This is a genomic window from Streptomyces sp. NPDC040589 (assembly GCF_055594445.1).
In genome coordinates, this window is sequence record NZ_JBVIWP010000002.1 from 919,837 (window position 1) to 932,359 (window position 12,523).

Below are 12,523 nucleotides of genomic sequence, written 5' to 3' on the forward strand. Positions count from 1 at the left end.
CCACGAAAAAAACACGATTGGTGGGGGGTGTCGACGTGGGTTTTTCTTTGGAGGGGGCGATGGGTTGGTTGTCTTGGTCCCCCCCCCCCCCCCCCCCCCCCCCCCCGCGCCCCCCCCCCCCCCCCCCCCCCCCCCCCCCCCGCTACCCCTGCCGACCTGGGAACGGAGAGAGGGCCCCGGTGATGGCAGAGCTGGTGAAGGACGTGATGACTCCGGGTGTGGTCGCCGTGCGCCCGGACGCCTCGCTCGTCGAGGCGGCCCAGTTGATGCGCACGCAGAACATCGGTGACGTGGTGGTCGCCGACGGGCAGGACGTGATCGGAGTGCTCACCGACCGTGACATCGCGGTGCGGGCCGTCGCCGACGGCGCCGATCCGATGACGGTGAGCGCGCAGACCGTGTGCACTCCGGATCCGGTGACGGTGTCGCCGGACGACCGGGTGGCGACGGCGGCCACGCTGATGCGCGAGCACGCGGTGCGCCGGCTGCCGGTGGTGGAGAACGGACTGCCGGTCGGCATGGTGAGCCTCGGCGACCTGGCCGAGGCCGAGGACCCCGCGTCGGCGCTCGCCGACATCAGCCGCGCCGAGCCGGACGCCCGTGGTGGTGCATGAGCACGATCACGGGCTTCGAGGACAGGAAAGGACATTGAGCATCATGCGTATCGCGTTTCTGGTCGCGCCCGAGGGCGTCGAGCAGGTCGAGCTGACCGATCCGTGGCAGGCGGCGAAGGACGCCGGCCACGAGCCCGTGCTGGTGTCGACGAAGCAGGGGAAGATCCAGGCGTTCGACCACCTCGACAAGGCGGACACCTTTCCCGTGGACGAGGTGGTGGGCGAGAGCGCGCCCGACTCGTTCGGCGGGCTGGTGCTGCCCGGCGGTGTGGCCAACCCGGACTTCCTTCGGATGGACGACAAGGCCGTCGCGTTCGTCCGGGACTTCTTCGAGCACGGCCGCCCCGTGGCCGCGATCTGCCACGCGCCCTGGACGCTGGTCGAGGCGGACGTCGTACGCGGCCGGGAGCTGACCTCCTGGCCGAGCCTGCAGACAGACATCCGCAACGCGGGCGGCACCTGGGTGGACAAGCAGGTCAAGGTCTGCGACCACGGCGCGGGCAAGCTGGTCACCAGCCGTAAGCCGGACGACCTCAAGGCGTTCTGCGAGACCTTCCTCGACGTGTTCGCCGAGGAGGCCGGCTGACAGAGGGCTTCCGCTTCCGGCCCTCGGGGCTCAGGTGCCGGGGGGTGTGGGAGTCGCCGACTCCCCGCTCCCCCGCTCCCGGGCCCCTTCGCGTGTGCGGCCCGCGGCCACCGGGCGGCGCGGGTTGCGGCGCAGGTACTCGCCCTCGAGCTGCGCCATGCGCTCGTTGTGGGCCCGCAGCGCGTCGTTCGACCCGTACAGCAGCGTGTCGTGGCGCGTGCGGTGGATGGTCTCCAGCTCCTTCATGAGCTGCTGTTCGTCCAGCCGGTCAGGGTCCACTCCGGTCATGGTGTCGCCCCGCTCGTCGTGTTCGTGTCCGCGGTACGGGTACCCGCCCGGTGCAACTGAGCAGTACACCCGATCGGCACCCGGGAGGGAGCCATGGATCTCGCCTTTCTGCACCCACTCTACGAACACTCGGGGCCGTGGGCCTCTGTGTACGTCGATACCTCCCGCCACACGGAGGACACGCCTCACGAGCGGCAGCTGACGGCCCAGGCGCTGGCCAGGCAGCTGGCCGCGCAGGGCGCGGACGAGGCGACCTGCAGGGCCGTGCAGAACGCGATCGAGGATCTGCGACACTCCTCCGAACCGCACGGCCGGGCCCTTTTCGCCCGCGACGGCGAGGTCGTCCTCGACCCGCCGCTGGCCCGCCCCCCGCAGGCGGGCGACTGGGCCGAATGGGCCCCGCTGCCGCGCGTCACCCCCCTGCTGGAGCTGGCCGGCGAGGACCCGGTGTGCGTGGTGGCCTACGTCGACCGCAAGGGCGCGGACTTCGAGCTGCGCAGCGCACTGGGCCGGGAGGACGCCGGGGGCGTCACCGGGCGCCGGTGGCCGGTGCACCGGACGGGCTCCGCGGACTGGTCCGAGCGGCATTTCCAGCTGCGGGTGGAGAACACCTGGGAGCACAACGCCGCGGAGATCGCCGACGCGCTCGCCGTGTGCCAGGAGGAGACGCGGGCCGACCTGCTGATTCTCGTGGGCGACGACCGGGAGCGGCGGTCCGTGCACGACCGGCTGCCCAAGCGGCTGCACGACCTGGTCGTCGAGGCGCCGCACGGCAGCGGCAGCCGGCTCCTCGACGAGGACGTGGAACGGGCCCGCGCCGAGCATGTGGCGTGGCAGGCCGAGGCGGAGCTGGAGCGGTTCCGGGCCGGCCGGAGCCCGGACGACGGGGGCCGGGCCCGGGCCGTGGAGGGCGTGCCCGCGCTGATCGAGGCGGCGCGTGAGCACCGTATCGACGAGCTGCTGATCAGGCCGAACGGGCCGGACGCGCATCGCGAGGTGTGGATCGGCGAGGATCCGGACCAGGTGGCTGTGCGGCGCACGGATCTGAAGATCCTCGGTGAGCAGCACTCGTGGCCGGCCCGGGCGGATGACGCGTTGATCCGGTCGGCCGTCGCCACGGACGCGCATGCGCTGGCGGTTGCGGAGGAGGAGGCGCCGGTGGGTGGACTCGGGGCGTTGTTGCGCTGGAAGTGAGCGGAGCTGTTGTGCGCCCAGCCGCCATCGGGGTGCTTGCCGCGGTGCGTGTGCGGGTACGTTGTGGCTGGTCGCGCGGTTCCCCGCGCCCCTGGGGGGCCGCAGCCCCCTAGCGGGCGCGTTCCACTCTGCGTTCGTCCCAGACCGGGGCCGGGGTCTCCCGGACCCGGCCGTCGCTGCCGAAGACCAGGTAGCGGTCGAAGGAGCGGGCGAACCAGCGGTCGTGGGTGACGGCGAGGACCGTGCCCTCGAATGCCTCCAGGCCCTCCTGGAGCGCCTCGGCGGATTCCAGGTCGAGGTTGTCGGTCGGCTCGTCGAGGAGCAGCGCCGTCACGCCCTGGAGTTCCAGCAGGAGGATCTGGAACCGGGCCTGCTGGCCGCCGGACAGGCGGTCGAACGTCTGCTCGGCCTGGTTCGTCAGCTCGTAGCGGCGCAGCCGGGACATCGCGGCACCGCGGTCCTGGGCGTGTTCCTTCCACAGGATGTCGAGGAGCGTGCGGCCCTCCAGCTCCGGGTGGGCGTGGGTCTGCGCGAAGTGGCCGGGCACGACCCGGGCGCCCAGCTTCCAGTGCCCCGTGTGCGCCACGTCGCCGCCGGCCAGCAGCCGCAGGAAGTGTGACTTGCCGGAGCCGTTGGAGCCGAGGACGGCGACGCGTTCGCCGTAGAAGACCTCCAGGTCGAAGGGTTTCATCAGGCCGGTGAGTTCGAGGTGCTCGCAGGTGACGGCCCGGAGGCCCGTGCGGCCGCCCTTGAGGCGCATCTTGATGTCCTGCTCGCGGGGCGGCTCCGGGGGCGGGCCGGCCTCCTCGAACTTGCGGAGCCTGGTCTGGGCGGCGCGGTAGCGGGAGGCCATGTCCGTGCTGTTCTCGGCTGCTTGACGGAGTGTCAGCACCAGCTTCTTCAGCTGCGCGTGCTTCTCGTCCCAGCGCCTGCGCAACTCCTCGAAGCGAGCGAAGCGGGCCCGGCGGGCGTCGTGGAAGGTGGTGAATCCACCGCCGTGCACCCAGGCGTCGGCGCCGGCGGGGCCGGGTTCCAGGGAGATGATGCGCTGGGCCGAGCGGGCGAGGAGTTCGCGGTCGTGCGAGACCAGCAGCACGGTCTTGCGGGTCTCCGCGAGCCGCTCCTCCAGCCAGCGTTTGCCGGGTACGTCGAGGTAGTTGTCGGGCTCGTCGAGCAGCAGCACCTCGTCGGTGCCACGCAGCAGCGCCTCCAGCACGAGTCGCTTCTGCTCACCGCCGGAGAGGGTGCGGACGAGTCGCCACTGCGCCCTGTCGTACGGGATGCCCAGGGCCGCGGTGGTGCACATGTCCCACAGCGTCTCCGCCTCGTAGCCACGGGCCTCGGCCCAGTCGGACAGGGCCTGGGCGTACTTGAGCTGGGCGGCCTCGTCGTCGACGGTCATGATGGCGTGCTCGGCGGCGTCGACGGCGCGGGCCGCCTCGCGGATACGGGGCGTCGCGACGGACGCGAGCAGGTCGCGTACGGTCGTCTCGTCGCGTACGGATCCGACGAACTGGCGCATCACACCGAGGCCACCGCCGACGGTGACGGAACCGCCGTGCGGCTTCAGCTCACCGGCGAGCATGCGAAGCAGGGTGGTCTTCCCGGCGCCGTTGGGCCCCACGAGGGCCGCGACGCCCCCTTCCCCCACCCGGAACGACACATCGCCCAGCAGCGCCCTTCCGTCGGGCAGGTAGTACTCCAGGTGCGCGGCTTCGAGGTGACCCATGTGCAGGGATTCTGCGGTGCCGGAACCTCCAGGGCAAACCCATTTGGCGCCGGCGACGCCGAGCACGCAGAAGCGACGGTGTGCCCACCCCCCTCCGGGTACCCGCAGCCCCATGACAACCCCCGACCTGGACCTCACCACGACGAAGCCCGGGCACCACCCCCTGCGCGACCGTATCTTCGCCTTGGACCGCCGTCTCTTCGAGGCCGCTGCCGACCGGCACTGGCCCGGAGCCGACGCAGTCCTGCCCCGGCTCGGCCGTGGCGCGAACCACGGTGCCCTGTGGTTCGCGGCGGCCGCCGCCCTCGCGGCGAGCCGCACGCCCCGGGCCCGCCGTGCGGCGACCCGCGGGCTGGCCTCGCTGGGCCTCGCCTCCCTCGCCGTCAACACGCTCGGCAAGCGCTCGGTGCGTCGCGCCCGCCCCGCGCTGGACCCGGTCCCGCTGATCAGGCAGCTGAAGCGGCAGCCGATCACCACGTCGTTCCCCTCCGGGCACGCCGCGTCGGCCGCCGCCTTCGCGGCCGGTGTCGCCCTGGAGTCCCCGGTGTGGGGCGCGGTCGTCGCCCCGGTGGCCGCCTCGGTCGCCCTCTCCCGTGTCTATACCGGCGTCCATTTCCCGAGCGACGTCCTGGCCGGCGCGGCCCTGGGCGTGGGAGCCGCGTTCGCCGTGCGGGGCCTGGTGCCGACGCGGACGCAGGCCACCCCGCCGGCCCGCCCCCGCGCCGAGGTCCCCGCGCTGCTGGAGGGCGAGGGGCTCGTACTGGTGGCGAACACCGCCGCGGGAACCGCCGAGCGTGCCCGCGCCCTGCGCGACGAACTCCCGCGGGCCGAGGTCGTCGAGTGCGAACCGCAGGACGTGTCCGCCGAGTTGGAGAAGGCGGCCGGCCGCGCCCGGGTGCTCGGTGTGTGCGGTGGCGACGGCACCGTGAACACCGCCGCCCGGGTCGCCCTGAGGCACGGGCTGCCCCTCGCCGTACTGCCCGGCGGCACCCTCAACCACTTCGCCTACGACCTGGGCGTGGAGGACGCACGCGACCTGGCCCGCGCGCTGCGCCAGGGCGATGCCGTACGCGTGGACGTCGGCCGGTTCTCCTGCGGCGAGGAGCACGGCGTCTTCCTCAACACCTGCAGTGTCGGCGTCTACCCGGAGCTCGTGCGCGAGCGGGAGCGCTGGTCGCACCGGATCGGCGGCTGGCCGGCCGGTGTGCTCGCGGCCCGGCGCGTGCTGCGGGCCGACCGGCATCCGCTGGAGGCCGAGTTCCAGGGCCGCACGCGTCCGCTGTGGCTGCTGTTCGCCGGGAACGGCACCTATCACCGCGTGGGGCTCGCGCCCGGGCGCCGGCTGGACCTCGCGGACGGGCAGCTCGACGTCCGTGTCGTGCACGGTGGACGCCGGCCGGCCGCACGGCTGCTGGCCGCCGCCCTCGCGGGGCCGCTGACCCGTTCGCCCGCCCACGCGGCCGTCCAGGTGGGGCGGCTGCGCCTGGACCACGTGGCCCCCGGCACGCTGCTCGCCCACGACGGCGAGGTCATCGACGTCGAGGGGAGCGTCACCCTGGAGAAGCTGCCCGAGGCGCTGACCGTGTACCGGCCCATCACCGGATACTGACTGACGCCCCGTCAGTCCATATAGCAGGATACGGGTCTCATCATTCGGCCCCGATGCGTACGGTGATCCCATGCCGACCGGAGGAACGGAAGGGGTGGGATCCGCCATGCCGGAACCACGGGAGACCGCCGTCTACACGCACGGACACCACGAGTCGGTGCTCCGCTCGCACACCTGGCGGACCGCCGCCAACTCGGCCGCCTATCTGCTGCCCTCGCTCGAGCCCCACATGAGGATCCTGGACATCGGCTGCGGCCCCGGCACCATCACCGCCGACCTGGCGGAGCTGGTGCCGGGCGGGCAGGTCACCGGTGTCGACCGGGTGCCGGAGATCCTGGAGCAGGCACGCGCCACGGCGGCCGGGCGGGGACTGGCCAACATCGGCTTCGCCGTCGCCGACGTGCACGCCCTGGACTACCCGGACGACACCTTCTGCGTGGTCCACGCCCACCAGGTGCTCCAGCACGTGGGCGACCCGGTGCGGGCCCTGCGGGAGATGAAGCGGGTCGTCAGGCCCGGCGGCATCGTCGCCGTGCGGGACGCGGACTACGCGGCGATGACCTGGTATCCGGCGTCCGCGGGACTCGACGACTGGCTGGACCTCTACCGCCGGGTCGCCCGGGCCAACGGCGGTGAGCCGGACGCAGGGCGCCGGCTGAAGGCCTGGGCGCTGCGAGCCGGGCTCACGGACGTCACGGCGAGCTCCGGGACGTGGACCTTCGCCACACCCCAGGAGCGGGCCTGGTGGAGCGGACTGTGGGCCGACCGCACCCTGGCCTCGACGTACGCGGACCGGGCGCGGCTGGGCGGGCACGCCGGTGAGGAGGAGTTGCGGGACGCGGCCGGGGCGTGGCGCGCGTGGGGCGAGCAGGAGGACGGCTGGTTCAGCGTGCTGCACGGAGAAATTCTCTGCAGAAAGGAAGCCTGAATCACCATTTCGGGGACACCCTGAATGCAGGAGGTTCACATTATGGTTCCCATTCTGCTGGTGCTGCTTCTGGCTTTGGTTCTGTTCGGTGCCGGATTTGCGGTAAAGGTACTCTGGTGGATCGCGTTGGCGGTTCTCGTCCTGTGGCTGCTGGGATTCCTCGTGCGGGGCACGTCGGCATCCGGCAGCCGGGGCCGGTGGTACAGGTGGTGAATTAACCCGCTGATTCAGCCCCCGTCCCGGGGAAGCAGCGGTCCGAGCGGCCCGAGGTCCAGATTGAGGTCCTCGGGCCGCAGTCCGTAGCGATCGCGCAGTTCCGCCATCCGCTCCTCGAGCAGCATCAGCGTGAGCCCGACCCGCTCCTCCTGCTCCTCGGTCAGATCCCCCACGTCGAACCTGCGCACCGCCTGGCGCTCCATGAGCTGGCGCAGCAGTTCCACCACCGTCAGCACGAGTTTGACCAGGTCACGCTCGACGGTGTCGGGCTCCAGGTCCATCCGGTTGCGCTGCGGACGAGGGTTGGGCCGGGGCTGGGGCCGGGGGCCGTCGGCTGACGTCACAGCAACTCCTCGAACGGTGAGGACACCTGGGCGTTCACCGAGCTGATGAGCGCGTTGAGGTCGATCCGGACCAGGTCGACGTCGGCGATGCGCAGCGTGATGTCCCCCGTGATCACCACGCCGCCGGCGAGCAGCCGGTCGAGCAGGTCCACGAGGGCGACCTCACGGCGTTCCACTACGGTCAAGGCTTCTCTCCGTCAGTCATGTGGCGTCCCCGGTGTCCCCGGCGAACGAATAGGCCGCCCAGGGGCCGGTGAGTTCGATGCGCATTCCGGGCGCCTCGCCCTTCGTGCGGTCCACCAGTTCCACGAATTCCTCAGAACTGGCGCGCGGCACCAAATATGCGGCATTCAATACGTTCCGCCCGGTCGCCTTGGAAAGCGCGGGATTCTGCGGGGGGTGCAGCCGGGAATCCTCCGCGAATGCGGAAAGATTTTCGTGCAGTCGGTTCGAGAAATGTTCGGCCTTCTGCCACATCTCCTCGTGCGACCTGGTCTGCATACGCCGCTGCCGCAGGTAGTCCCGGCCCGACGTGGCTTTCTGCGCGGGCCGGGGACTTTCCTGCTGTTCGGACTCGGCGTACACCTTCACGCCCCACTCGACCCGGCCCTCCAGCCGGTCGAGGGTGCGCAGGAAGTCCTCTTCGCGGGCCTCCATCATCGTCCGTACGCCGCTGTCGTCCCGGAACACGGTGCCGAGCCGCAGCGGCAGCGGGGTCGTGACGGTGGTGAGCGCGTCGATCACGCCCTGGTGGGCGCGGGCGGTCTCGGTGAGCCAGTCCAGGTCCTCCAGATGGGCGTGGAGCGGTTCCTCGGCGAAGTCCCGCTCCGGCACATGACTCACCACGGCGACGAGACCGTGGTGAGTCAGCGCGCGGGGCGGATCGCCCGCCACCCCCGACAGCTGGGACTGGAGCGGCGTACCGAAGGGGCGACAGACGGCGTAGACGTACCGCAGTCCGGTCACGGGGCCTCCTTCTTCTCCGCGCGGCCCGGCTCCAGCTCCTCCAGCCGGGCCAGCCTCTCGCGCAGCTCGGCGTTCTCACGGGTCAGTTCATCACGGCGGGCCCGGGAGCTCAGGTTCGGGTCGCTCTCCCACCAGTCGATGCCCATCTCCTTGGCCTTGTCGACGGAGGCGACGATGAGGCGGAGCTTGATCGTGAGGAGTTCGATGTCGAGCAGGTTGATGCGGATGTCGCCCGCGATGACGATGCCCTTGTCCAGCACCCGTTCCAGGATGTCGGCCAGGTTGGCACTGCTCCCCTGGCCGTAGGGTTCGGGCATCCTGCTGGGCGTGGTCATCGACGGCTCCCGCTGTCGGCGTACTCGTCCTCGTCCTCTTCTTCGTACTCCTCCTCAGGCTCCTCTTCGGCTTCCTCCTCGGGCTCTTCCTCGCCTTCGGCCTCCTCGTCGTACTCGGCCTCGGCGTCGTCCTCGTACTCGCCCTCGGGTTCTTCCTCTTCTTCCTCTTCCTCGTACTCGTCCTCCGGCTCCTCGCCCTCGGGGCGCTCCTCCTCGGACTCCTCCTCGGCGAGCGCGTCCTCGTGGCTGAGGACGACCTCGCCGTCGCGGATCTCGCCGCGCCAGCCGTCCTCCGCCTCGCCCTTGATCGTGATGAAGCGGACGAAGTTCTTCAGGTCGAGCCGGGCGCGGCGGCCCTGGGCACGCCAGAGGTTGCCGGTCTTCTCGAAGAAGCCGGAGGGGTAGTACTCGATGACGAGCAGGACACGCGTGAGGTCGTCGGCGAGTCGGTGGAATGAGACGACACCCTTCGTCGTGCCCTTGTCGCCCTCCGACGTCCACGCGATGCGGTTGTCCGGCACCTGCTCGGTCGTCTTCGCCTTCCAGCTGCGGTTGGACCAGAAGACCTTCATCTGCCAGTCGGAGGTGGTGTCGTCCTCGCGGTCGGCGCTCGTGACGCCGTTCGCGAAGGTGCTGAAGTCCTGGTACTGGGTCCACTGGTCGTAGGCGGTGCGCACGGGCACGCCGACGTCGATGTGCTCGATGATGACGGTCGGCTTGCCGCCCGAATTCTTGCCCTTGCCCTTGCCACCGCCCAGCTTCTTCAGGGCGCCGGTCACTTTGTCCTTCGTGCGCGAGGCGCCGGTCTCCAGGGCGGCCCGCACGGGTCCCTTGCCCTCGGCGAGCTTGCGCCCGCCTTCGAGGGCGAGCTTGGCGAAGCCGGGGCTCTTGCCCTCGGCGATGTCGTTGAGTCTGACGGTGGACTCACCGAGCTTGCGGCCCACGCCGGTCAGCATGCGGGTGGCCTGGAGCGTGAGGTACTCCTGCAACTCGGCCTTCAGCCGGTCGGCGGCCTCGCTGTGGGCCAGGTCTGTGAGCGGGTTCTTCGTCGCTCCGTCGGCGGCGGACTTCGCCGAGCCGAGTGTGTCACTCATCCCTCACCGCCTCCCTTCGGCAGCCGGGACCGGGCGCTGCCGCCCCGGCGCCCGGAGGTCGCCTTCTTGGCGGGCGTGGTCTTCTTCGCCGCCGCCTTGCGGCCCGCCGTCTTCTTCGCGGGGGCCTTCTTGGCGGGGGCCTTCTTCGCCGCCGCCTTCTTCGCCGGCGCCTTCTTGGCGGGCGCCTTCTTCGCGGGGGCCTTCTTCGCCCGAGGCTCCTCGTCCTCTTCCTCGGCCTCTTCCTCGTCGGCACCGGAGTCCTCAGGCTCCTCGTCCTCGTCGGGCCCGGAGCCCTCGGGTTCCTCGGGTTCCTCCTCCTCGTACTCGGCGTCCTCGGCGTCGTCGTCCCGACCGCCGGGCACCACGCCCGTCAGCTGGTCGCGCACCTGGGCGGTCCGGCCGTGCAGCCGGTCGGCGAGGGCGTCGATCTGCCGCTCGACCATGGCACCGGAGGCGGCCTTGCCCACACCGCGCAGATCCTCACGCAGCTGGTCGCCGATCTCCTTGAACTGCGGGTTGTTCCGCAGCTGTTGCTGGAGCAGCTCCGCGACCATGCGCGGGCTCAGGTTCAGCTTCTTCCCGGCGACCAGGCCGCCGATGGCGATCGCCATCTTCAGCTTCTTGGTACGTCCCAGGAGGTATCCGGCCCCCACCGCGAGGCCCAGTCCCGTTTGGTTCATTGCGCCGTCCCTTGTTGGCCTGTTCCCGCGCTCCCGCGCGAAGCGGTCTCCAACCGGTCGAGGAGTTCATCCTCAAGACGGTCGAACTCCTCGACCGTGATCTCTCCCGCCTCCAGCCGCTCCTCGAGGCGGGCCAGTTCGGCCTGGACCGTGGCGGGGTCGTAGTAGATCCGCTCGGCCTCCTGTACCACCTGTCTGATGGCCCAGGCGCTGCCGCGCACCGGTGCGAGCGGCAGCAGCAGCACCTCCGAGATCAAGCCCATGTCGTCACCCCGCTCCGCTCTCCGTGCCGCTCACCGTGGTGCCCGCCGGCTCGGCCGGGCCGGGCTCGACGAAGCTGTACGGCGGCAGCGGGCCGTTGACCCGCACCTCCAGGTGCGGCATGTCCTTTCGGGCCTGCTCGACCGCGGCCAGAAAGTGCTCGGCCGACTCCCGGTCCACCAGGTACGACACGTTGGCCAGCCAGCCGGTGGACTCGGGTCCCGTGCTCACGTCCTCGGCGGAGGAGTCCAGGGCGCTCCGGAGTGCGGCGGCGTCGTCGGCCTCCCTGGCCTTGACCGCGGCAGCGACCAGCTCGCCGAGCCGGATCTTGTCGTCGTAACTGCCGCCACCGGACTGCCGGTTGGCCTCCGCGAGACCGCGGATGTCGGGGCTCTGGGCCATCACCTGGTGCAGAACGGCCTCTTCGACGTGGTTGGCCTTGACGTTGTACTCGACCCGGCCTTCCAGCGCCCGCAGGCGTTCCTTGTAGTGCTCGGCACGCTCGGCGAGCACCCCGGTGATCGAGTTGTCGTCCGGGGCCACGCTGCCGAACCGCATGGGCAGCACACAGCCGGCCGCACCCGCCTCGCTCAGCACGTTCTGGTGGGCGAGCAGATCCCTGCGCTTGGGCCGCAGCCCCTCGGGCGCCTCACTGACGACGGCCGCCAGCTCACCCTCGCGCAGGATGCGCACCGGGCGGGGCGGGTCACCCACACCGCCCATGCCCTCGGGCAGCGCCGGGTGCGCGTCAGCCGCGATGCCGTAGACGTAGGTGCTCACTCCTGCTCCTCCTTCCGGCGGGCGGACGTGCTCTTACGGGCGCGCGGGCGGGACTCGCCCTGGCGCTCGGAGCCGTCGTCGCGCGCCTGCTTGAAGGCGTCGGAGATGGTCTCGGCGGCGCCGGACAGCGCCCCCTTGGACTTGCCGCGCGCGCCGGACTCGGTGATCTCCCCGACCAGGTCAGGCAGGCCCGGGTCCTTGCGCGGCCCGGCCTCCAGGTCGAGCCGGTTGCACGCCTCGGCGAAGCGCAGATAGGTGTCGACGCTTGCGACGACGACGCGTACGTCGATCTTCAGGATCTCGATGCCGACCAGGGAGACTCGCACGAATGCGTCGATGACGAGCCCCCTGTCCAGAACAAGTTCGAGCACGTCGTAGAGACCGCTGCTGCCGCCTCCGCCTCCGGTCTGCTGTGCCGGTACGACAGTCATGCCGGGTGTTCCTCCTCGTGTGTGGGTGCGGGTCCGGGCGGGCGGCCTAGCGGCTGCCAGGCCTGCGCGCGTCGGATCGACCGCGTTCGTAGCGGCGGACGCGCCGGTAGCCCGTGAGCTGCCCCTCGGCGTCGAGCTCCACCTGGTAGCTCGCCATCAGGCTCATCGTGTCGGGTACGCGCTCGAGCTCGAGGACCTCGACCTCCAGCGCCCAGCCCTCGTCCGTCTGCTCGAAGGACGACACGGACTCGGCTTCCATTCCGGTGAGTTCCGCGAGCTGGCCGCGCGCCTGGCGCAGCACGTCCATCGGGCTCGGCCGCTTCTGGGCCGTCTGCTTCTGGGCCGTCCGCTTCTCGTTCGGTTTGCTCGAATTCTGAGAGTTCTGGGATTTCTGTGAACCCTGTGACTCTTGCGTGTCTCTTGTGTTCGACATGGCCACCTCCCCCTCCGTGTGGCCGCAAGAGTGTT

Annotated in this window: 18 protein-coding genes; 6 read left to right on the forward strand and 12 right to left on the reverse strand. The window is 71.0% G+C overall.

Features of this window, described 5'->3' with window-relative positions; all coding sequences use genetic code 11:
- The first annotated feature begins 182 nt into the window (after positions 1-182).
- Complete coding sequence (locus tag ACZ58V_RS11120; protein ID WP_382595881.1) at positions 183-614, forward strand: CBS domain-containing protein; 432 nt, start codon at positions 183-185, stop codon at positions 612-614.
- A gap of 43 nt (positions 615-657) precedes the next feature.
- Positions 658-1,200 (forward strand): type 1 glutamine amidotransferase domain-containing protein, encoded by a 543-nt coding sequence (locus ACZ58V_RS11125; RefSeq protein WP_468183923.1) that lies wholly within the window; start codon positions 658-660, stop codon positions 1,198-1,200.
- 30 nt (positions 1,201-1,230) lie between these two features.
- Here the strand turns inward: ACZ58V_RS11125 and ACZ58V_RS11130 are convergent, their stop codons facing one another.
- The gene (locus ACZ58V_RS11130) at positions 1,231-1,488 is read right to left on the reverse strand and encodes a DUF6158 family protein (protein ID WP_382832078.1); all 258 of its coding nucleotides are present in this window, start codon (positions 1,486-1,488) and stop codon (positions 1,231-1,233) included.
- Positions 1,489-1,581: 93 nt separating this feature from the next.
- On the opposite strand from ACZ58V_RS11130, the gene ACZ58V_RS11135 reads away from it, so the two are divergent.
- Positions 1,582-2,682 carry a baeRF2 domain-containing protein gene (locus ACZ58V_RS11135; protein WP_471289634.1) on the forward strand — a complete coding sequence of 367 codons (1,101 nt, stop codon included), beginning with the start codon at positions 1,582-1,584 and terminating at the stop codon, positions 2,680-2,682.
- A gap of 109 nt (positions 2,683-2,791) precedes the next feature.
- Here the strand turns inward: ACZ58V_RS11135 and ACZ58V_RS11140 are convergent, their stop codons facing one another.
- On the reverse strand, positions 2,792-4,411 hold the full coding sequence (locus ACZ58V_RS11140; protein ID WP_471289636.1) for an ABC-F family ATP-binding cassette domain-containing protein: 1,620 nt from the start codon (positions 4,409-4,411) through the stop codon (positions 2,792-2,794).
- A gap of 112 nt (positions 4,412-4,523) precedes the next feature.
- On the opposite strand from ACZ58V_RS11140, the gene ACZ58V_RS11145 reads away from it, so the two are divergent.
- The 3 genes from ACZ58V_RS11145 to ACZ58V_RS11155 all read left to right on the forward strand — a co-directional run bounded on the left by ACZ58V_RS11145 (position 4,524) and on the right by ACZ58V_RS11155 (position 7,161).
- Positions 4,524-6,020: a phosphatase PAP2 family protein gene (locus tag ACZ58V_RS11145; protein WP_471289637.1), complete on the forward strand. Its 1,497-nt coding sequence runs from the start codon at positions 4,524-4,526 to the stop codon at positions 6,018-6,020.
- A 106-nt stretch (positions 6,021-6,126) separates the two neighbouring features.
- On the forward strand, positions 6,127-6,948 hold the full coding sequence (locus ACZ58V_RS11150; protein ID WP_468183910.1) for a class I SAM-dependent methyltransferase: 822 nt from the start codon (positions 6,127-6,129) through the stop codon (positions 6,946-6,948).
- 42 nt (positions 6,949-6,990) lie between these two features.
- Positions 6,991-7,161 (forward strand): hydrophobic protein, encoded by a 171-nt coding sequence (locus ACZ58V_RS11155; RefSeq protein WP_189726215.1) that lies wholly within the window; start codon positions 6,991-6,993, stop codon positions 7,159-7,161.
- Between the two features lie 14 nt (positions 7,162-7,175).
- Here ACZ58V_RS11155 and ACZ58V_RS11160 read toward each other — a convergent pair whose 3' ends face one another.
- From ACZ58V_RS11160 to ACZ58V_RS11205, 10 genes are read right to left on the reverse strand one after another with little or no spacing between them, the layout of a single operon-like run.
- Positions 7,176-7,445 carry a gas vesicle protein K gene (locus ACZ58V_RS11160; protein ID WP_229873118.1) on the reverse strand — a complete coding sequence of 90 codons (270 nt, stop codon included), beginning with the start codon at positions 7,443-7,445 and terminating at the stop codon, positions 7,176-7,178.
- Positions 7,446-7,504: 59 nt separating this feature from the next.
- Positions 7,505-7,693: a gas vesicle protein gene (locus ACZ58V_RS11165; RefSeq protein WP_184588487.1), complete on the reverse strand. Its 189-nt coding sequence runs from the start codon at positions 7,691-7,693 to the stop codon at positions 7,505-7,507.
- Between the two features lie 16 nt (positions 7,694-7,709).
- Positions 7,710-8,474: a GvpL/GvpF family gas vesicle protein gene (locus ACZ58V_RS11170; protein WP_471289640.1), complete on the reverse strand. Its 765-nt coding sequence runs from the start codon at positions 8,472-8,474 to the stop codon at positions 7,710-7,712.
- Positions 8,471-8,809, reverse strand: coding sequence for a gas vesicle protein (locus tag ACZ58V_RS11175; protein WP_193476942.1), 339 nt, complete (start codon positions 8,807-8,809; stop codon positions 8,471-8,473). Before ACZ58V_RS11175 ends, ACZ58V_RS11170 begins: the two co-directional genes overlap by 4 nt.
- Positions 8,806-9,903, reverse strand: a complete 1,098-nt coding sequence (locus ACZ58V_RS11180) for an SRPBCC family protein (RefSeq protein ID WP_471289642.1) — start codon at positions 9,901-9,903, stop codon at positions 8,806-8,808. Before ACZ58V_RS11180 ends, ACZ58V_RS11175 begins: the two co-directional genes overlap by 4 nt.
- Entirely contained in the window at positions 9,900-10,583 is a 684-nt protein-coding gene (locus ACZ58V_RS11185; RefSeq protein ID WP_471289643.1) for a DNA primase, read from the reverse strand. Before ACZ58V_RS11185 ends, ACZ58V_RS11180 begins: the two co-directional genes overlap by 4 nt.
- Entirely contained in the window at positions 10,580-10,846 is a 267-nt protein-coding gene (locus ACZ58V_RS11190; RefSeq protein WP_471289645.1) for a gas vesicle protein GvpG, read from the reverse strand. Before ACZ58V_RS11190 ends, ACZ58V_RS11185 begins: the two co-directional genes overlap by 4 nt.
- Positions 10,847-10,850: 4 nt before the next feature.
- Positions 10,851-11,624 carry a GvpL/GvpF family gas vesicle protein gene (locus ACZ58V_RS11195; protein ID WP_471289647.1) on the reverse strand — a complete coding sequence of 258 codons (774 nt, stop codon included), beginning with the start codon at positions 11,622-11,624 and terminating at the stop codon, positions 10,851-10,853.
- Positions 11,621-12,055 carry a gas vesicle structural protein GvpA gene (locus ACZ58V_RS11200; protein WP_468183891.1) on the reverse strand — a complete coding sequence of 145 codons (435 nt, stop codon included), beginning with the start codon at positions 12,053-12,055 and terminating at the stop codon, positions 11,621-11,623. Before ACZ58V_RS11200 ends, ACZ58V_RS11195 begins: the two co-directional genes overlap by 4 nt.
- A gap of 46 nt (positions 12,056-12,101) precedes the next feature.
- The gene (locus ACZ58V_RS11205) at positions 12,102-12,488 is read right to left on the reverse strand and encodes a gas vesicle protein GvpO (protein ID WP_471289650.1); all 387 of its coding nucleotides are present in this window, start codon (positions 12,486-12,488) and stop codon (positions 12,102-12,104) included.
- Positions 12,489-12,523: the final 35 nt, after the last annotated feature.